General features: G+C 42.4%; 20 protein-coding genes and 1 tRNA gene. 9 read left to right on the top strand and 12 right to left on the bottom strand.

The features are described from left to right. The first annotated feature begins 63 nt into the window (after positions 1-63). Positions 64-936 (top strand): SPFH domain-containing protein, encoded by an 873-nt coding sequence (locus QR722_RS03285; protein ID WP_286285324.1) that lies wholly within the window; start codon positions 64-66, stop codon positions 934-936. A gap of 103 nt (positions 937-1,039) precedes the next feature. Continuing rightward, positions 1,040-1,249 carry a type II toxin-antitoxin system antitoxin gene (locus QR722_RS03280; protein WP_286287543.1) on the top strand — a complete coding sequence of 70 codons (210 nt, stop codon included), beginning with the start codon at positions 1,040-1,042 and terminating at the stop codon, positions 1,247-1,249. 65 nt (positions 1,250-1,314) lie between these two features. On the opposite strand, the gene QR722_RS03275 is transcribed toward QR722_RS03280, so the two are convergent. The 3 genes from QR722_RS03275 to QR722_RS03265 all read right to left on the bottom strand — a co-directional run bounded on the left by QR722_RS03275 (position 1,315) and on the right by QR722_RS03265 (position 3,405). Next, entirely contained in the window at positions 1,315-2,091 is a 777-nt protein-coding gene (locus QR722_RS03275) for a choice-of-anchor H family protein (RefSeq protein WP_286285323.1), read from the bottom strand. 201 nt (positions 2,092-2,292) lie between these two features. Beyond that, positions 2,293-2,646 (bottom strand): ribonuclease E inhibitor RraB, encoded by a 354-nt coding sequence (gene rraB, locus QR722_RS03270; RefSeq protein WP_286285322.1) that lies wholly within the window; start codon positions 2,644-2,646, stop codon positions 2,293-2,295. 33 nt (positions 2,647-2,679) lie between these two features. After that, a complete protein-coding gene (locus tag QR722_RS03265) occupies positions 2,680-3,405 on the bottom strand; it encodes a 1-acylglycerol-3-phosphate O-acyltransferase (protein ID WP_286285321.1) in 726 nt (241 codons plus the stop codon). 207 nt (positions 3,406-3,612) lie between these two features. Here QR722_RS03265 and QR722_RS03260 point away from each other — a divergent pair, with 207 nt between their 5' ends. Next, positions 3,613-4,758, top strand: coding sequence for an HD-GYP domain-containing protein (locus tag QR722_RS03260; protein ID WP_286285320.1), 1,146 nt, complete (start codon positions 3,613-3,615; stop codon positions 4,756-4,758). Positions 4,759-4,837: 79 nt separating this feature from the next. Here the strand turns inward: QR722_RS03260 and QR722_RS03255 are convergent, their stop codons facing one another. The 7 genes from QR722_RS03255 to orn form a co-directional block, all read right to left on the bottom strand. Continuing rightward, positions 4,838-5,158: a hypothetical protein gene (locus QR722_RS03255; RefSeq protein WP_286285319.1), complete on the bottom strand. Its 321-nt coding sequence runs from the start codon at positions 5,156-5,158 to the stop codon at positions 4,838-4,840. A gap of 363 nt (positions 5,159-5,521) precedes the next feature. Continuing rightward, positions 5,522-6,019, bottom strand: a complete 498-nt coding sequence (ilvN, locus tag QR722_RS03250; protein WP_286285318.1) for an acetolactate synthase small subunit — start codon at positions 6,017-6,019, stop codon at positions 5,522-5,524. Then, positions 6,019-7,737, bottom strand: a complete 1,719-nt coding sequence (locus QR722_RS03245; protein ID WP_286285317.1) for an acetolactate synthase 3 large subunit — start codon at positions 7,735-7,737, stop codon at positions 6,019-6,021. The genes ilvN and QR722_RS03245 overlap by 1 nt, the downstream gene beginning before the upstream one ends. 188 nt (positions 7,738-7,925) lie before the next feature. Continuing rightward, complete coding sequence (locus tag QR722_RS03240; RefSeq protein WP_286285316.1) at positions 7,926-8,309, bottom strand: MaoP family protein; 384 nt, start codon at positions 8,307-8,309, stop codon at positions 7,926-7,928. Positions 8,310-8,475: 166 nt separating this feature from the next. Beyond that, positions 8,476-8,985, bottom strand: a complete 510-nt coding sequence (locus QR722_RS03235) for a DUF4442 domain-containing protein (RefSeq protein WP_286285315.1) — start codon at positions 8,983-8,985, stop codon at positions 8,476-8,478. Positions 8,986-9,209: 224 nt separating this feature from the next. Further along, a tRNA-Gly gene (locus tag QR722_RS03230) sits at positions 9,210-9,285 on the bottom strand. A gap of 123 nt (positions 9,286-9,408) precedes the next feature. After that, positions 9,409-9,954, bottom strand: a complete 546-nt coding sequence (orn, locus tag QR722_RS03225) for an oligoribonuclease (RefSeq protein ID WP_286285314.1) — start codon at positions 9,952-9,954, stop codon at positions 9,409-9,411. 115 nt (positions 9,955-10,069) lie between these two features. On the opposite strand from orn, the gene rsgA reads away from it, so the two are divergent. The 4 genes from rsgA (at position 10,070) to QR722_RS03205 (ending at position 13,697) form a co-directional block, all read left to right on the top strand. Then, positions 10,070-11,101 carry a small ribosomal subunit biogenesis GTPase RsgA gene (rsgA, locus tag QR722_RS03220; RefSeq protein WP_286285313.1) on the top strand — a complete coding sequence of 344 codons (1,032 nt, stop codon included), beginning with the start codon at positions 10,070-10,072 and terminating at the stop codon, positions 11,099-11,101. Between the two features lie 139 nt (positions 11,102-11,240). Continuing rightward, positions 11,241-12,101 (top strand): archaetidylserine decarboxylase, encoded by an 861-nt coding sequence (gene asd / locus QR722_RS03215; protein ID WP_286285312.1) that lies wholly within the window; start codon positions 11,241-11,243, stop codon positions 12,099-12,101. 5 nt (positions 12,102-12,106) lie between these two features. Then, positions 12,107-12,973: a DMT family transporter gene (locus tag QR722_RS03210; RefSeq protein WP_286285311.1), complete on the top strand. Its 867-nt coding sequence runs from the start codon at positions 12,107-12,109 to the stop codon at positions 12,971-12,973. A 34-nt stretch (positions 12,974-13,007) separates the two neighbouring features. Further along, entirely contained in the window at positions 13,008-13,697 is a 690-nt protein-coding gene (locus tag QR722_RS03205; protein ID WP_286285310.1) for a glycerophosphodiester phosphodiesterase, read from the top strand. Between the two features lie 60 nt (positions 13,698-13,757). Here QR722_RS03205 and QR722_RS03200 read toward each other — a convergent pair whose 3' ends face one another. Next, a complete protein-coding gene (locus QR722_RS03200; protein WP_286285309.1) occupies positions 13,758-14,150 on the bottom strand; it encodes a MerC domain-containing protein in 393 nt (130 codons plus the stop codon). A 95-nt stretch (positions 14,151-14,245) separates the two neighbouring features. Further along, the gene (locus QR722_RS03195; protein WP_286285308.1) at positions 14,246-14,716 is read right to left on the bottom strand and encodes a nuclear transport factor 2 family protein; all 471 of its coding nucleotides are present in this window, start codon (positions 14,714-14,716) and stop codon (positions 14,246-14,248) included. 181 nt (positions 14,717-14,897) lie between these two features. On the opposite strand from QR722_RS03195, the gene QR722_RS03190 reads away from it, so the two are divergent. Further along, positions 14,898-15,566 (top strand): OB-fold-containig protein, encoded by a 669-nt coding sequence (locus QR722_RS03190; RefSeq protein WP_286285307.1) that lies wholly within the window; start codon positions 14,898-14,900, stop codon positions 15,564-15,566. A 73-nt stretch (positions 15,567-15,639) separates the two neighbouring features. Next, positions 15,640-17,667: a flotillin family protein gene (locus tag QR722_RS03185; protein ID WP_286285306.1), complete on the top strand. Its 2,028-nt coding sequence runs from the start codon at positions 15,640-15,642 to the stop codon at positions 17,665-17,667. The last annotated feature ends 16 nt before the right edge of the window (positions 17,668-17,683 follow it).

The following is a 17,683-nucleotide window of genomic DNA, read 5'->3' as shown; positions in this document are numbered from 1 at the left end:
TTTTCTATGTTACAGGCTAAAGTGACATCTAAATGATATCATTAATATATAAAAGGAAATGTAATGGTTAGTGAAAAACAGGGTTTTTCGGTCAATGGTTATATTGCGGCATTGGGGTTAATTGGGGCATTAATAATCGGACTATGGATGTTTGGCAGCATTTCTGCACCACTGAATATCGTAGAATGTTTGATTATCCTTTATATGCTAATCGTAATTGCCGGTTGCGCGGGCTTCTTTATGGTGCAACCTAATCAAGGTAAGGTTTTCACTTTATTTGGAAGTTATGTGGGTACCGAGAAGCGCACAGGTTTGCGCTGGACCATCCCCTTTTTCATGCGTCGTTCTATTTCGTTGCGGATCAGAAATTTTGAAAGCGGCAAGATTAAAGTTAACGACAATCTGGGTAATCCTATCGAAATTGCGACTATTGTGGTCTGGTCTGTTACCGATACCGCAGAAGCGGTATTTGAAGTCGATGACTATGAAAGCTATGTGACGATTCAAAGTGAATCTGCGCTACGCAATTTGGCCAGTAGTTATGCCTATGATCCCCGTGACGAAGAAGACCCAAGCCATTTATCTTTGCGTAGCCATCCGCTAGAAATATCTGAGAATCTCAAGATAGAGATCCAAGAACGCTTAGGAAGCGCCGGTGTTACTGTGCATGAAGCCCGAATAAGTCATCTTGCTTATGCCCAAGAGATTGCTAGTGCGATGTTGCAACGACAACAAGCCACAGCCATCATTGCGGCCCGCAGCAAGATCGTGGAAGGTGCAGTAGGTATGGTGGAAATGGCACTGGATCGGCTAAAAGAAAAAAATGTAGTCGAGCTCGATGAAGAACGTAAAGCCGCCATGGTAAGCAATTTACTGGTAGTCTTATGTGCGGACAAAAGCACTCAGCCTGTAGTGAATACCGGAAGTATCTACTAATAAACATGAACTAATACCGGTCGTTTATCTGAATTATGTGAGAATTACGGTTGGGCTAAATAAGCCACTGATAATATGGCGTTACGAAAACTAAATTGAGGAAATTGTGGCAAAAAAAGCCTACCCATTGCGCATTAACGAAGACGTACTGGCTGCTATGCAACGTTGGTCTGATGACGAATTGCGCAGTCTCAACGCTCAAATTGAATATGTGCTTCGCGATGCGCTAGTTAGATCAGGCAGGGTGAAGCTGACCCAGAAGGTAGTAACCGAAGTGGTCAGTGAGCCTCTCGGCAAACATGACAATAAATAGAGTCAGTTAGCCCTCAGCAAAAAAAGGGAGGCGTGATGCCTCCCCGAAAATCTCACTTTGGCCTTTTAATGTTTGGTGCAGAACATTCTGCGCATTAATAAAGGCACTAACAACAAAGTGAGAAATCCAAAACTACCACCACTTTCGGTCACAACAACCACCGTATCTACTTGTTCGTAACCTGAACTTTCTAAAGGCAACAAGGTCAAGTCCACATCGTTATAGCCATCAAACGTAACCAGGAGTTCATCGCTATAACCGTCATAAAGTTCGATTAGCACTTCATAATCATCGGTGGGAAAACCACTGATTAATTCACTTTCAACCACAAAACTATCTGTACTAGAGTCACCATTTATCAGGAATAACGAGGTGGTGTGGTATTCTTCAAATACTTCACCTCTGGCTAAATATAAACGAGCGTACACTTCAGCTTGCGTATAAATAGTATCGGCATCAAATTCCACCGTGAATCTAGAGTAATAGCCATCATAATCACGATCATAATCTAAGCTGACGAAGGCGTCATAAATCCAAAAGTCGCTGTTGTCTTCAGCTATGCGTAAATCTCTCGCAAAGGGTTTACTCAAAGGTGAAGCAAGTTGCTTGGCTTGATGATTTTCAGATTTACCGGCTTGCTTTGCAAGAGCCTGTTTTTTCAGTACTGTTCTAGCTTGAACAGGCGATCCCTTTTTGTGTATCACCGCCAACTGTTTACCGTGCTGGGATTCTGTGGAGGCCACACTTATTGAAGTATTATCAGCGACGTCAGTTGCTAAAGCAGAAAATGAAAGTTGTGCTGACAACACAAAAAACAAACCGAAAAAAGTAATACGAGGCATAAGCCCTCCAATTCAACCTACCTGTTTAGTATGATTGCATTGTGGACTTATGAAGATGAATAAAAGCTGAAGGAATGCTTAATTGAAGTCGAAATCTAGTTATTGCACTCAAAAGCGTATATAGGTGTAAAGGTAAAACCCCTGTTTCCCCCTTTACCTCAAACACTATCAATCCTTGAAAAACAGGGCGTTTAACGCTAGTTATTCGATGAAATATGTGCCCCACCCGTCATAATGTATTTTATGTTTATCTGCAATGGCAATCAGTGCATCAGTATCTTTGTTAATTAAGTCGACATCCAACATGCGCTCAACCACAGCATCAAAACAAAAGACTGTTCCGCCGTCATCCAACATCAATTCTTCTGCATCCCCAACTTCAAAGCCCGCTTTGAATGCATCTACTGCCGCTTTCTCTAGAATATCAAAATCAGCATGAGCAAAATGATACTCAATGGTATGGGGCACCTCTGCATTACTGCCATCTTCAATTAATGCTTCTATTGTTTCTTGATTAAACTCATACCATTCTTGCTTTTCTTGCTCATTACTCATTGTCATTCCTTAAAAACCATCATTAGCGCTAATCTATTTAACTTTATCCACTAGTGCAACCTGTGCATCAAGTTGTCTTATTTTTTCGCTCATTTTTTGATGAAAAAAGTCCGCCCACTGCTTAGCGTCGCGACTATCGTCTATTTTCACAGGCTCGCATAATTCAATCAATAAGCTACCATTGTTCCAGCGGTTGAGCTTAACCTTTTGGTGTAAGTTACTGGTACATACCATTACAACAGGTTCATTGACTGCTTTTGCAATGCGAAACGCGCCGGTTTTAAATGGTAGCAGGCCACGGCCATAACTTCGCGTTCCCTCGGGGAAAAAAAATACCGACAAACGGCGATGAAGTATAATATCTGCGGTTTGCTTGAGCGTATCATGGGCCTTACCTTTATTTTTTCGATCTATTAAGATATTGCCCGACAACCAATATAACCAGCCAAAAACAGGTATCCAAACCAGACTCTTTTTGCCTACTGTCACCATGCCTTTTTGAGCCGAGGCGCATACCGTAATCAAATCATAGCTGTTCTGGTGGTTAGCGATGAACACATGTGGCCCCTGGTTTTTAACCGACATAGGTACAGTTATTTTTACTTTTATACCAACCAACCCCGCCATTTTACCGTACACGTGACCAATGACATAGACATTGTCTCGATGAAAAGGACGCACAATGCATAGTAAGATCAAGCCTACACTAGCGAGTATGAAGTAAATAAACACAATGATTATTCGAATTACAGCTAACACGTGTACCCTCAAACAAAAAATGGCCGCAGAGTATACAATAGTCGTTCGAAATGCAAAATGTAAACATTGCCAATGTCATAGCAGTGAATGCATTTTTAATCGAATAGCATGATAATATGTAAAGATGGTCTAAAGTTAATTGACTGTAGCCGATACAGATGTGCTAACACATGCCTAGAGTTCTTAAGTTTGAGGTAAACCAGCCAGATGCAAATTTTTACCCCCGAAGATTTAGATGACGATATCCTAACAGATTTATTAGAAGAAATTAACGAGCTGTACGAAGCCAGTGAACAGACTCTAATTGAGCTTGAACTCCGTCCTGAAGACAATGAATTACAACGTTCATTGTTCCGCTCAGTGCACACGATTAAAGGCGATTTGGGATTAGTTAACTTCACCCCCATGATCCCTTTGCTTCAGCATGTAGAAGACTTACTTGACTACCTGCGCAAAGGACAAATCAAATACACCAGCACCATGAGCGACCTGGTGTTATTGACTATGGACAGGGTTAAAGTCTTTGTTGAAGGTTGCTTCAAAACGGGGTCTGCAGAATATGATCCTGAACTATACGAACAGCTCGTAAACCACGTTTCTAAAATTACACCCGAAAATAGTAATCTGCACGAGCAACTTCTATCCGACGCAGTGTTACTGCTTGATCCGAGTCTTGACTTAGGACAAGGAGAAAACGACAACCAATCTTCAAGCGATGTGGGATCATCACGTTCGGTCACCTTAGCGAATACTGGTATTCCTAAGGGTTTAAGCACGGAAAAACAAATGGATATTTTATTTTTCCGTGAGTTGATGAAGCCGATTGAAAGGCGATCAATGTATTGGGAAGGCCGGGGGGATCGGATCGCAAAACTCGCATTTTATATTAATAATGTCGCTGAAAATCCGATCGAAGCAGACCAACTAGCCGTTGCGTGTTATGTGCATGATTTTGGTATGGCTTTCATGCCTTTGAAAATCCTGCATAAACAGTCCAAACTAGACGAAAATGAGTTTAATTTAATGCGCTCTCACGTGTATAAGAGTTCTCGACTATTAGAGCATTTAGATCAGTGGAATGGAGCACGTAAAATCGTTATGCAACATCATGAGCGTGTGGATGGAAGTGGTTATCCATTGGGCATAAAAGATGAGGAGATTTGTGCCGGCGCGAAGTTACTAGCGATCTTAGACACCTTCGATGCATTGACTCACTCCCGAGCCCATACTGGACATGTCAAACATCCTAAGAAAAAAGCTGTCATCGAGATCAACCGTGTGGCTGAAGGGCAATTTTGCAAAACTTGGATGAATCATTTCAACCGGGGAATGGCTTCATTATTGACAAAATAATGGCTTGATCGAGGCGCAACAGAACAGGTTTACGAGCTGGCTTCTTTTCTTACGCCAGCTCGTCGACCAAAAGACATACTTACGCTTTGCTGCTGATAAAGGTATCAATCTGTGTCGCGTTACGTTCTTGGGTAAATTCAACCAAGTTCTTGCCTGAACAAGTGATGGTATCAGCTTCAAGTACACGGTCTAAAACACGTTTTCTAGAAGATCCCAACTCGCCGATAAAACGATTTAAAGACACTTTGAACAATTGGATGTCATTGTTTACTACGGCTTTGCAAAATGATGCGAATTCCATGTCACCAGTATATTTTACGTTTTCTGTTGAAACAGTTGCAGCAGAAGCAGCGAAAGAAAGGGTAGAAGCAAACAAAGTGGCAATAGCTAATTTTTTCATATTAATACCTTTAAATAGTTAATCTACGTTGCGCTGTTTTTTGGTAACCAGCGAGATATATAGTAATAAAATTACAAAATAATGTTGTTTTTTTACTGTTCTAAACAGTTCAAAGATGTGTTAACAACATAAAAAAAGTTGCAACATATGACGCAACAAATTGATTTTAATGGCATTATTCAAATAGACATATAACCAAACAAAAGATAGATATAGCAAGATAGATTAAAAAATACTGTAATTTTATTACTAAAATAGCTCAGCTCTTCGCGGATATCTGAGTTTGTTAATGGATTTAACTAAATAACGGACAAAAAAAGAGGCAACACTTAGGTTACCTCTTTTTTTTTAGATGGTCTGAAATTATAATCGCAGCGCTTTGTCGCCCCTTGCTAAGCCACAAACTCCGCTTCGAGATGACTCTATTACTTCTGTTTGTTGTGCCATAGCTTGCGCAAACGCATCTAATTTGTCACTGGTACCGGTTACCTGAATGGTATAGTTCTTTGCATCAACATCTACGATTTGAGCTCTAAATATATCCACTGTACGATTTACTTCAGAGCGAATAAGATCAGTTTTCGCATTGACCTTTATCAGCATGAGTTCTCGCTCAACATGAGTACCTTCAGTTAAGTCTGTCACTTTAAGAACATCGATTAACTTATTCACTTGCTTGGTGATCTGTTCAATGACTTTATCATCACCATGGGTAACTATGGTTAATCGGGATAAACTTGGATCAGTTGTAGGCGCCACGCACAAAGAATCTACATTGTAACCACGTTGAGAGAACACCCCTACAATACGAGAAAGAGAGCCCGGTTCATTTTCCATCAGGACTGAAATAATTCTTCTCATTATGTACGCTCCGTCTTACTCAATCTCATATCATCCATAGCTCCATATTTGATTTGCATCGGGTATACATGTTCATTCTGATCTATTGCGATATCCATGAATACCAAGCGCGATTTCTCAGCGAAACAACGGGCCATGGCATCATCCAATTCACTGGGGTGGTCTACTTTGATACCCACATGCCCATAAGCTTCAGCTAACTTCACAAAATCAGGCATAGAATCCATGTAAGAATGGGAGTGTCGGCCTTTGTAGATCATATCCTGCCACTGGCGCACCATGCCAAGCGCACGGTTATTCAAGGTAATAATTTTTATTGGCAGGTTATATTGCAAACAGGTTGATAACTCCTGAATATTCATTTGAATACTACCGTCACCAGTCACAACTACAGATACTGCATCTGGATTAGCCATTTGAACGCCCATGGCTGCCGGTAGACCGAAACCCATAGTACCTAGCCCACCTGAGTTAATCCAACGTCTAGGTTTGGCAAACGGATAGTACAAGGCTGCAAACATTTGATGCTGTCCTACGTCGGAGCTCACAAACGCATCGCCATTGGTATGCTTGTACAGGGATTCAATAACCTGTTGAGGTTTTATCAGATTTTCATCTTTTTTATAGGCAAGGCAGTCTCGGGACCGCCACAATGCGATTTGTTGCCACCAGTCGGCTAACTTTTCTTTTTGACCAGAGAGATCTTTATTACTCATTTGTGCCAAAACCTGGCCAACCACTGTATCGACCGAACCCACTACCGGAATATGCACTGCCACGGTTTTAGAGATTGAAGCGGGGTCAATGTCAACGTGAATGATAGTGGCGTGGGGGCAGAATTTTTCGACATTATTAGTGACACGATCATCGAAGCGGGCACCCAATGCAAAAATACAGTCAGCATTATGCATGGTTTTGTTGGCTTCGAGGGTGCCATGCATACCCAACATACCGACAAATTGCTCATGTACACCGGAAAATGCGCCCAACCCCATTAATGTTGATGTGACCGGAGCGTTTAACTTTTCAGCTAATTCGGTCACTATTTTACTTGCTTCAGCCGAAATTGCTCCGCCGCCCACATACAAAACCGGACGTTTGGCTGCCAGCAATGTCTCCACAGTTTTTCGAATTTGTTTACTGTGACCTTTGAGGGTTGGATTATAGGAGCGCATAGTAACATCGTCAGGATACACGTAAGGGTGTTCCTCAAGTACACTCACTATGTCTTTGGGAAGATCCACGACTACCGGCCCGGGTCGACCCGTATTAGCGATATAATAGGCTTTAGCAATTGCCATAGGGATATCAACGGCGCGCTTAACCAAAAAGCTATGTTTCACTATCGGCCGTGAACATCCGACCATATCGGTTTCCTGAAAGGCATCCTCACCGATATGCATAGAAGGAACTTGCCCTGACAACACAACCATAGGAATCGAATCCATGTAGGCTGTAGCAATACCTGTAATCGTATTCGTGGCACCGGGTCCTGATGTCACTAACACCGTCCCTGTCTTGCCTGTCGAGCGCGCATAACCGTCCGCCATATGAGCTGCAGCTTGCTCGTGACGCACTAGAATATGTTGGACGTCATCTTGTGCATATAGTGCATCATAGATATCCAGAACCGCTCCACCTGGGTAGCCGAATACATGGGTTACGCCTGAATCTTTCAGCGCACGCACTACCATGGCCGCACCTGACATCATTTCCACCAAAAATCCTCCTACCTTTGAACAAATTTAACCCTTTAAGGGACTATACGTGACAGATTAGGAAGATTAAACAGTAAAATGGGATAAAGTGAGATGCATATCCCAATATATGACATTTTTAGGATGAACATCCTAAATAGACTGAAATTAGCTAACAAAATAGGATGCAGTTTACATCCTATTTACATTTAATCCACGTCGACATCAACTTCGACTTCCACATCGTCATCTATGCTGTCGTCTTGGCTGTCGTCGTCTTGTATCAGTGTCGGTTTATTTCCGTAAATACTGGCCATTTTAGGTCTGTTAATACGTTTTTGGTATTTCATCCACGCTTTTTCAGAAACCGTTTCGGCTTCTGCTTTGCCAAAGGCAGAGGCAAGAAAATGCTGATCTTCATCAGTTTCCGCTGTGATCACACCATCGACCAAAGCAGCATATAAACAGCCATATTGCGCTAACGCTTTGCTTTCATTAATCGAAAAATCTCCAGAACGAGAAAAACCATAAGGATAATTTTTCACGTCACTGAAGACACGCTTTGTCAAAGAATCTCGTGTAACTTTTGCCATAAAGGACATCCCAAAACAAAAACCAAAAAGTTAAATTTAAAAATTGTGTACAAACGGATAAATAGAACCAAAATTACGCTGTGTCAATTAAAAAATTATGACTTTTTTGTGTGTTGGGAAATTTATTGAATAAAATCGGTAAGTAACCTGTGTCAGCGCCCTGAAATTATTTCTTCGGTACCCAGGCCCAAATCATTTCAGCGACTAAAGGTGTCACTTCCATACCATCGGTAATTTCCACTTTAACGCTAACTTCACCTTTAGCAGCAGTCTGCATTAAAGCAATTTGCTCATCGGTCAAACTCGCTACGGCCGTGATGTCTCCCGTGCAACGTTTAACATAATTTAAATTCATCGTTTTTATCAGTGGCAACTTATCTCCAGGTAAGTTAATACCTACAATAAATCCTGTTGCTGATTCGGCTAGCAGTGCCATAGTCGCTGCGTGAACGGTACCAATGTGGTTACGTACTTTACGACGATTCTTCTGCTTAAACACCACTGTGTGGCCGTCAGTTCTAATAATATCAACTTTCACTGTACCAGCCAGTTTGACCGTATGCCGAAAGACCTGAGTCATTAAAAAAGAGCTCAACCAACTAGGGTAATGATTTACTTTGTCGACAAACTTACGAAGGGGGTTGCTGATGGCTTTAGTCATGTGAATCAATCTCATCTGGTTGGACCACATGAGTGTGCCTTGGTTTAACCCATGACACAAGGATAATTTACCTATTCTAACTGCTTACACGCTGATTGTAGGCTCAGTATACATAGATAATTCTAATGGGGTTTTGTGACGCAGTAGTGGTGTTAATTTAACCATACTATCTAGCGCCCAACGTAGAAGCACTGCTGTGTCAGGTAAAATATAATACTGAACTAATCTTAGACAAGATTTGGAGCGGGAAACGAGACTCGAACTCGCGACCCCGACCTTGGCAAGGTCGTGCTCTACCAACTGAGCTATTCCCGCATATGGTGGTGACTGCGCTCTTTTCCTTTGAGCTTTTTGGTGCGGTTCATCCTAAACCGGGTGCGCATTTTACAAAAATATTGGAGTGAAGCAAGTGTTATTTTAAATTATTTTACTAAGTGCTTAAATTGCGAACACATGTTGTCGATAAAATATCAATTCATCGATGGACTCTCTAATATCATCCAATGCCTGATGGGTTCCTTTTTTGGTAAATCCATCGAGGACTTCTGGTTTCCAGCGTTTTACCAGCTCTTTTATGGTACTCACATCAATACTGCGATAATGAAAGTAGTTTTCCAATTCAGGCATATACTTGACTAAAAATCGACGGTCTTGGCCTATTGTATTTCCACACAATGGCGATTTACCTGCCGCCACATAGTCCGCTAGGAAGGCTATAGTTTGTTTCACCGCCTCGGCTTCACTAATCTCACTGCTGAGACACCTTTGGGTTAAGCCTGACTTACCGTGCACATCTACACACCAAGCATCCATATTATCCAACACTTGTTTAGATTGATGAATAGCTAATACAGGCCCCTCAGCAAGTACTTTCAGATTTTTGTCCGTGACAATAGTGGCAATTTCTAAAATAACGTCTGTTTCTGGCTCTAGTCCGGTCATTTCTAAATCGATCCAAACTAAATTTTCGTTGTCTATATTCATTGTCTGCCCTATCAATGCACCGAGTTATGAAAGATGAAGTGATAAAATGTTATCAAATTTTCTGTAGGGAAGTTAACATGTAAGGGACTTTCGAGCCAACAAAGTAACCAGAAACGTGGCAAAAAAACCAAAACTTACACATCGACAGCGTCGTCAGGTTTCGACCAACAGACAAAAACGTCTAGATACAACTGACACCGTTCAGAATGATGAACAACTAGAAGATAGCCGCACCGGCAAGGTTATCGGCCGTTTCGGCAAACACGCAGATGTCGAAGATGCTGATGGCGTGGTAACTAAGTGTCATATCCGCAGAACAATAGTTAGTGTCGTTTGCGGTGATAATGTCCAATTCAGACCAGGCAAAGATAAATCAGTGACGGTCAACGGCATTATCGAATTAGTCCATGATCGTGAATCTGTGCTGACCCGTCCCGATTTCTACGATGGGGTTAAACCTATTGCTGCCAATATCGACCAAATCATTATTGTTAGCAGTGTGCTCCCTGCTCTATCATTAAATATTATTGACCGCTATTTGGTTGCCTCTGAAGATGTCGCCATCATGCCTATTTTACTGCTCAACAAGATTGAAATGCTGAATGATAACGAACGTAAAAAAGTCATTGACGATCTTAAAATTTATCAAGATATAGGCTATCAGGTTTTGCTTACCAGTTGCGTTACCGGTGAAGGAATTGAGCAGCTCAAAACCGTACTAAAAGATAAAACCAGCGTATTTGTCGGCCAATCCGGAGTGGGTAAATCGAGCATCGTCAACCAATTACTGCCCGACGCCGATGAAGCTATTGGCGATATTTCTGATAATTCAGGCTTAGGTCAACATACAACAACTGCTGCTAAATTGTTGCACTTCCCACAAGGAGGAAACTTAATCGATTCCCCTGGGGTCAGAGAATTCGGTTTATGGCATTTGCCGGTTGAGAAAGTGACCAGTGGCTTTATCGAATTTCGAGACTACTTGGGTGGCTGTAAATTCCGCGATTGTAAACATCAAGATGATCCAGGATGCCTGATCCGAGAGGCTGCTGAGGAGGGCGAAATCAGTCCGCAACGTTACGAAAGCTACCATAAAATATTAGCGGGTTTGACTGATAATAAGCCAACCCGAGCTATCCCCACCTAGGTTAATCTGAGGGAGGTAGAAAACCTCCCGCAGAATTTTAGGCGATACCATCAAAAAGGTATGAGTTAGACCGACTGATTCTCACATAGTGATTAATTTTGCGATATAATTGCCGCGGATTAAATTTGGAGTTCTACCTTTGATTAATTGGTTAAAAATTAAGTTTCAGTATCTTTTGCCTAAACATTTACTTTCTCGTGCCCTTGGAAAATTAGCCGCGGCCGAGGCAGGTTCCGTGACTACTGCTTTGATCAAAATGTTTATTAAGCAATACAATGTTGATATGAGCGAAGCAAAAGAATCGGATCCCAGTTACTACCGAACTTTCAATCATTTTTTTACCCGTGAGCTAAAAGATGGTGCTAGGCCAATCTGCCAAGACCCCCAACATCTTGCCATGTCAGTTGATGGCACAGTAAGTCAACTGGGCGACATCAAGTATGACACCATTTTTCAAGCCAAAGGTCACGACTACAGTTTGACGACTTTACTCGGTGGTAATCCTGATTTAGCTGAACCTTTTAAAGGCGGAAAGTTCGCTACAATTTATTTATCGCCAAAAGACTATCATCGCATTCACATGCCGATGGATGCCATTTTAACCGATATGGTCTACGTACCTGGAGATTTATTTTCGGTTAATCCGTTAACTACAGAAAACGTACCTGGCTTATTTGCTCGCAATGAACGTGTAGCCTGTATGTTCGAGTCAGTGCACGGCAAATTCGCGATAGTATTGGTCGGGGCCACCATAGTAGCAAGTATTGAAACAATTTGGGCTGGAACGGTTACCCCACCAGCAGGTAAAAATGTCCAGCATTGGCGCTATCCTAAGGATAGTGAAGGCACTATCAGCCTGAAAAAAGGCGAAGAAATGGGCTTGTTCAAGCTTGGCTCCACAATTGTAGCCTGCTTCGAACCTGATATGATTGAGTTTAACGGGCAATCCAGTGGTGATGTCACCCGCCTAGGTGAAATTTTTGCGACCCTAAAAGACTGAGTTCCGTGAACCCCGTCAAGAAAAGTCTTTGGTCCTTGCACCTCACAGTCATACTGTTAGGTGCAACGGCGTTAATGTCAAAAGTCATCCCTTTATCGGCAACAGATATCACTTTTGGTCGCTCAATAATAGCCTGCATTGTGCTAGCACTTATTGTCAAGCTCAGTGGCGAGTCGTTGCGTCTTAAGAGACCCAGAGACTATCTAATTGCTTTAGCCCTTGGCCTGTTAATGTCTGCCCATTGGGTAACCTATTTCGCAGCTATGCAATACTCCTCAGTGTCAGTAGGCATGATTGCCCTTTTCACCTTCCCGGTGATTGCTGTGCTGCTAGAGCCTTTGTTTGAGGGCATACGATTAGTATGGCAGGACATTGTTAGCGCAGTTGTGGTATTTATCGGGATTATTTTAATCGTCCCTGAGGTATCTTTAGAAAACGACGTAACATTAGGTATTCTGGTCGGCGTACTTTCAGCGATTTTGTATGCCTTTAGAAACCTATTCCATCGAAAGTTCTTTTCTCATTATGGCGGAGCACACGCCATGACCTACCAAACCTTGGTAATTTTTGTCAGCTTGTTGTTTTTTGTCTCAGAAGACTTGTTTACTGCTAGTTCAGAAACCTACTTATGGCTTGCCGTATTAGGCACCTTTCTGACCGCATTACCCCACGCGATGATTGCCACTAGCCTTAAATATTTACGGGTAAAAACTTTCGCCTTAGTGGCTTGTATGCAACCTTTCTATGGTGTTATCTTGGCCATAGTCATTCTGGATGAACAACCGAATTGGCAAACATTTGTCGGTGGTATACTGGTAATTTCTGCTGCAATCTACGAAACTATCAATGCCCAAAAACTACATCGCAAATAGTCGTTTGCTCGATGTGCGATTAATGGATTGATACGTGTTTATATATGCTCACCGCGGCGCCAGTGCATTGGCGCCAGAAAACACTTTACTCGCGATTCAAACTGCCATAGAACATAAAGTCGACGGCATAGAGTTTGATGTTTATCAGCACCAACAAGAATTTATTCTGATCCACGACCGATGGTTACATCGCACCACCAATGGCATAGGCTCTATTGAATCAATGCTACTGGAACAAATCAGATTACTTGATGCAGGCAAAGGTCAGCATGTACCAACCCTAAGAGAAGCATTGGAGTGTATAGGTGATCACTGTCAGGTTAATATTGAATTGAAGGGCGTGAGCAACATTCCGAACCTACTCAAATATGTAGACGATGCCTGCCTGCAATATGGCATACCCGAAGCGGCCATTTTATTCTCTTCGTTCGATCATCATCTGTTACGCACGTTAAAAAGCTGCAAACCCTCGGCACGAATCGGTGCCCTTACCGCGAGTAAACCCCTTGATTATGCGGCATTCGCCCAAGCCCTAGAGGCTGAATTTATCAATGCTGATGTGACCTTTGTAGACAAAAACTTTGTGTTTGATGCCAAACAACGCGGCTTAAAAATGGGCGTATATACTGTCGATCAACCAGAAGATTTGGTCAAACTAAAAAGTTGGGGGGTGGACGCCGTATTTTGCAATAATCCGATGAATGCGAGATTGGCGCTAAAATAAGTTGATCTTAATAGAGGAGTTAGGCTGTTGAGTTTCGCACAACAGCCTGCTGACAAATGTTTAGCAGCTATGACAACTGTGGCAACTGCGACACAAGCGAATGTTGAGTACATGAGCTGCAACTATTAGTAATGCGCCAAAACCAATTGTGTAAGGTTCATAAGCTTCTCCAAACATATCTTTATTCCAATATATTAAGCCGCCTAACAACAGACTATAAATGGGATACAGTTGACGATGATAGCGATAGAAGCCTGACAGCAGCGCCCAAAATCCCACGATCATAGACAAGGATAAGATAGTTTTTTCAAACCAATCTTGGGCAAAAAAGCTAGCACTGACAAAGGGCAACACAGGGATCAGTATAGGCAATAATAAACAATGCAAAGCACAGAGGCTGGATGCCCATATACCCACTCGATCCATTGCTGATTTTGGTTGTGCCGCAGACATGATACTAAGCCCTTAATTGAATCTAAAATGAAAATATCGCCGTTGCAGTGCAAACGGTACGTTATAGTATAACATCTCTGTTTAAATGCAAGAATTTAATTGCCCTGCTTAATCAAAGTCACTACTTGCTTAGCCAGCGTATTAGGAATTGGAATGGTTAAGTGATACTGAGTTATCTTCCAGCCTGTTGGGGTCAGCACTAGTACACCTGTTCCGCGGCATTCGCCATAACTTTTACTGTCCAATAATTCATCGAACCAAGCCACTTTGTTATCACTGGAAAAGCTAATATGTCTATCTCTAGGCTGATAAGTCCAGCCTTTACCGGCGTCAAAATATGGCTTAGCAAAGCGTTCAAACGCGGCTTTATCCCAACGTTCAGTTGCATCAGTACCGATAAAAACCGCATTATCTGCCAGTAACGAAAAGTACCTCACGGCATCAGCTTCACTGGCTGCCTGATGGAACTGATTTAAAGTAGAGTCCACACCATGCTCCTGAGCCTTTAACAAAGCACTATTCACCAGCAAGCTCAGCACAAGCAATAATTGTAATTTAACGGTCATTTAGGCGATTCCAGGTTAATCTATAAAATCAGTATAATGGAAGCTTATAAATTCCAATGAAGAAAGTAAACTAGACCTAACGAGAAGGGCTTTTGATTGACTTTCAGGTTAAAATTTTGTAATTTCGATAAGTTAGTTTGGTTTCAAAATGTAGTTTGCCAGACCTTAGGAGTACGTAGAAATGGATGTTTTTCTGTCAGAAATTTTTAGTTTCCCTACCCTTATTTTCACTATTCCACTGATTGTACTAATGCTATTTTGGTTATTAGCATTTGCCGGCCTTGTAGATATAGAAATATTCGATATGAGTCCTGATGTTGATGCTGATGCCAGTTCAAACGTCAAAGCCGATGCGACAGGTTCATCTTTTTTGGAATCTTTAGGGTTGGACGGTGTACCGCTGACTGTAGCCTTAACCATCATCGATATCTATGCTTTTGCGTTGGTTTATTTATTGCGAAAATACTTAGCGCCTCTGTTTGATGGCGTTTTATCCGCCACCGCTATTGGCGGAATTTTGGCTCTGGTTTCGCTAGTTATCGCGCTCCCCTTAGCCGCATTAAGTATTAAACCTCTACGTCGATTTTTTGTAACCTATGAAGGGGCCAATAAAGATGAAATGATTGGTTTGATATGCATTCTTACGACTCAAAAGGTTACTAGTAGCTTTGGTCAGGCTGTTACCCCAGACGGGCAAACCTTGAGTGTACGCGCCCAAGAACCAAACGACATGCTGAAAGGCTCGCGTATTGCGCTAATTGATTTTGACAAGATCACTGACACCTACATAGTAGTCAGTGAAACTGAATTGATGGCAATGTCATCATCATCACTACCACTGAATAATTAACTACCTATATCAACCCGTCACAGTTGTATTTTAACCGTGTCAAAACCAGAATTTGTATTAACGGAGTAATCTTATGAGTCCCAACACTGTTTTTTGGATCTCACTCGCGGTAGGCATTTTTGTGCTGTTCATCGGCGTTGTGTTAATGCTTGCCCGCCTATATAAAAAGGTCGAGCAAGGTAAAGCAATGATAGTCAACACCATGAATGCGGAGCCTAAAGTCACATTCACCGGTGGCGTAGTCGTGCCGGTTTTCCATAAAATGGAAATTATGGATATCTCCCTCAAAACGATTGAAGTCGATCGTAGCGGCTCAGACGGTTTGATTTGCAAAGACAATATCCGAGCTGATATCAAAGTTGGTTTCTTTGTTCGAGTCAATAAGAACCGGGATGATGTGCTCAAAGTTGCACAAGCCATAGGGTGTGAACGCGCGTCCAATCCAGCCACACTGGAAGACTTGTTCAATGCTAAATTCTCCGAAGCCCTGAAGACCGTCGGTAAGTCTTTAGAGTTTGAAGAGTTGTACGCCAAACGCGATAACTTTCGCGACATGATTATTGACAATATTGGCACCGATTTGAATGGTTATGTACTTGAAGATGTAGCCATTGATTATCTAGAACAAACCCCGCTAAGCAAACTAGACCCGAATAATATTCTAGATTCTCAAGGTATCCGTAAAATTACTCAACTGACTGCGGAACAACATATACAGACCAACGTGTTTCGTCGTGATGAAGAAATGAAAATAAAGCGCAAAGATGTTGAGACCCGTGAAGCGATCCTTGAGCTTGAGCGTCAACAGGCAGATGCCGAAGCCAAACAAGCCCGAGAAGTGCAGACTGTTGTAGCCCGTGAAAAGGCTGAGACTGAGCGGGTACAGCATGAAGAACACTTAAAAGCTGAGCAAGCGAGAGTGCAAGCCGAACAGGAAATTCAGGTACAGGAACAAAATAAACAACGTGAAATTGAAGTGGCTGAGAACAATCGCTTGCGAGCAGTAGCCATTGAAGAGGAACGAGTAATTCGAGCCAGAGAGCTGGAACAAATTGATCGCCAAAAAGAAGCATCCTTACAACGGATTGCCAACGAAAAACTACTTGAGCATGAAAAGCGAGAAATCGCAGAAGTAATACGCACACGAATTGAAGTAGATAAAACCGTGGCGCAACGTGAAGAAGAAATCAAAGAACTACGAGTCGTTTCTGAAGCTGACCGCAGCAAGAAGTCGCAGGTGATTGCAGCGGAAGCCCAAGCTGAAGAAGCCCTCGTGAAAGATATCAAAGCAGCCGAAGCCGCTGAGAAATCGGCCACGCATTTAGCCAAAGAAAAATCTATCACCGCACAAGCCGATCTAGAGGTTGCCGAGAAGCGCGCCTTAGCCAGCCGCAAAGACGCAGAAGGTAAAGAAGCACTTGAGGCGGCTGCAGGTCTTGCGGAAGCAAGAGTTATGGAAGCAAAAGCGGCCGCTAAAGAGCAAGAAGGTATGGCTGATGTTCGCGTGCAAGAGTCATTGGCCGATGCATTAGAAAAAACCGGTGTGGCAGAAGCAGAAGTACTCGCCAAGAAAGCCGCTGCTGAAGCCGATGGTATGACCAAGAAGTTTGCAGCAATGAGCACCATGTCTGAGCAACAACGTGATCATGAAGAGTTCCGTATGCGTCTTGATAAGCATCATGAAGAAGCCATGGAATCAATTACCACTAATGTAGAGATTGCCAAGCAACAAGCCTTGGTGCTATCTGAAGCCCTCAAAGAAGCCAACATTGATATTGTCGGTGGTGATACTAGCTATTTAGACAGTTTCATCAAGTCATTATCAGTGGGTAAATCCATTGATGGAGCCATTGGTAAGAGTGAAACCTTACGCACGGCATTCAAAGATCATTTCAATGGTGACGCCAGCTTTGTCGAAGATGCCAAACAACTTGTGGCTGGATTTGGTAGCGCCTCAGGCAGTGCTAAAGATACTGCGATTACCGCGCTAGTGGCAAAATTTCTTAAGGAAGGTGGTGACAATCCTCAGTTGATGGAGTTACTTGGACAAGCGATGAGTCAAAAAGGCAATATTGCTAACAAAAGCAATCCTGCCGACTAGTTGATTTTTGCTCTGA

The sequence above is a fragment of the Aliiglaciecola sp. LCG003 genome, from assembly GCF_030316135.1.
Lineage (GTDB): Bacteria > Pseudomonadota > Gammaproteobacteria > Enterobacterales > Alteromonadaceae > Aliiglaciecola.
The sequence above is the reverse complement of the archived record's forward strand: the minus strand, read 5'-3'. Positions and strand labels throughout refer to the sequence as shown.

Coding starts and splice junctions, on each gene's coding strand:
- rraB (WP_286285322.1), bottom strand. CDS start 2,646: ATGAGTAATGAGCAAGAAAAGCAAGAATGGTATGAGTTTAATCAAGAA.
- QR722_RS03255 (WP_286285319.1), bottom strand. CDS start 5,158: ATGAAAAAATTAGCTATTGCCACTTTGTTTGCTTCTACCCTTTCTTTC.
- QR722_RS03185 (WP_286285306.1), top strand. CDS start 15,640: ATGAGTCCCAACACTGTTTTTTGGATCTCACTCGCGGTAGGCATTTTT.
- ilvN (WP_286285318.1), bottom strand. CDS start 6,019: ATGAGAAGAATTATTTCAGTCCTGATGGAAAATGAACCGGGCTCTCTT.
- QR722_RS03195 (WP_286285308.1), bottom strand. CDS start 14,716: ATGACCGTTAAATTACAATTATTGCTTGTGCTGAGCTTGCTGGTGAAT.
- orn (WP_286285314.1), bottom strand. CDS start 9,954: ATGAATATAGACAACGAAAATTTAGTTTGGATCGATTTAGAAATGACC.
- QR722_RS03190 (WP_286285307.1), top strand. CDS start 14,898: ATGGATGTTTTTCTGTCAGAAATTTTTAGTTTCCCTACCCTTATTTTC.
- QR722_RS03235 (WP_286285315.1), bottom strand. CDS start 8,985: ATGAGATTGATTCACATGACTAAAGCCATCAGCAACCCCCTTCGTAAG.
- QR722_RS03200 (WP_286285309.1), bottom strand. CDS start 14,150: ATGTCTGCGGCACAACCAAAATCAGCAATGGATCGAGTGGGTATATGG.
- QR722_RS03240 (WP_286285316.1), bottom strand. CDS start 8,309: ATGGCAAAAGTTACACGAGATTCTTTGACAAAGCGTGTCTTCAGTGAC.
- QR722_RS03260 (WP_286285320.1), top strand. CDS start 3,613: ATGCAAATTTTTACCCCCGAAGATTTAGATGACGATATCCTAACAGAT.
- QR722_RS03285 (WP_286285324.1), top strand. CDS start 64: ATGGTTAGTGAAAAACAGGGTTTTTCGGTCAATGGTTATATTGCGGCA.
- QR722_RS03275 (WP_286285323.1), bottom strand. CDS start 2,091: ATGCCTCGTATTACTTTTTTCGGTTTGTTTTTTGTGTTGTCAGCACAA.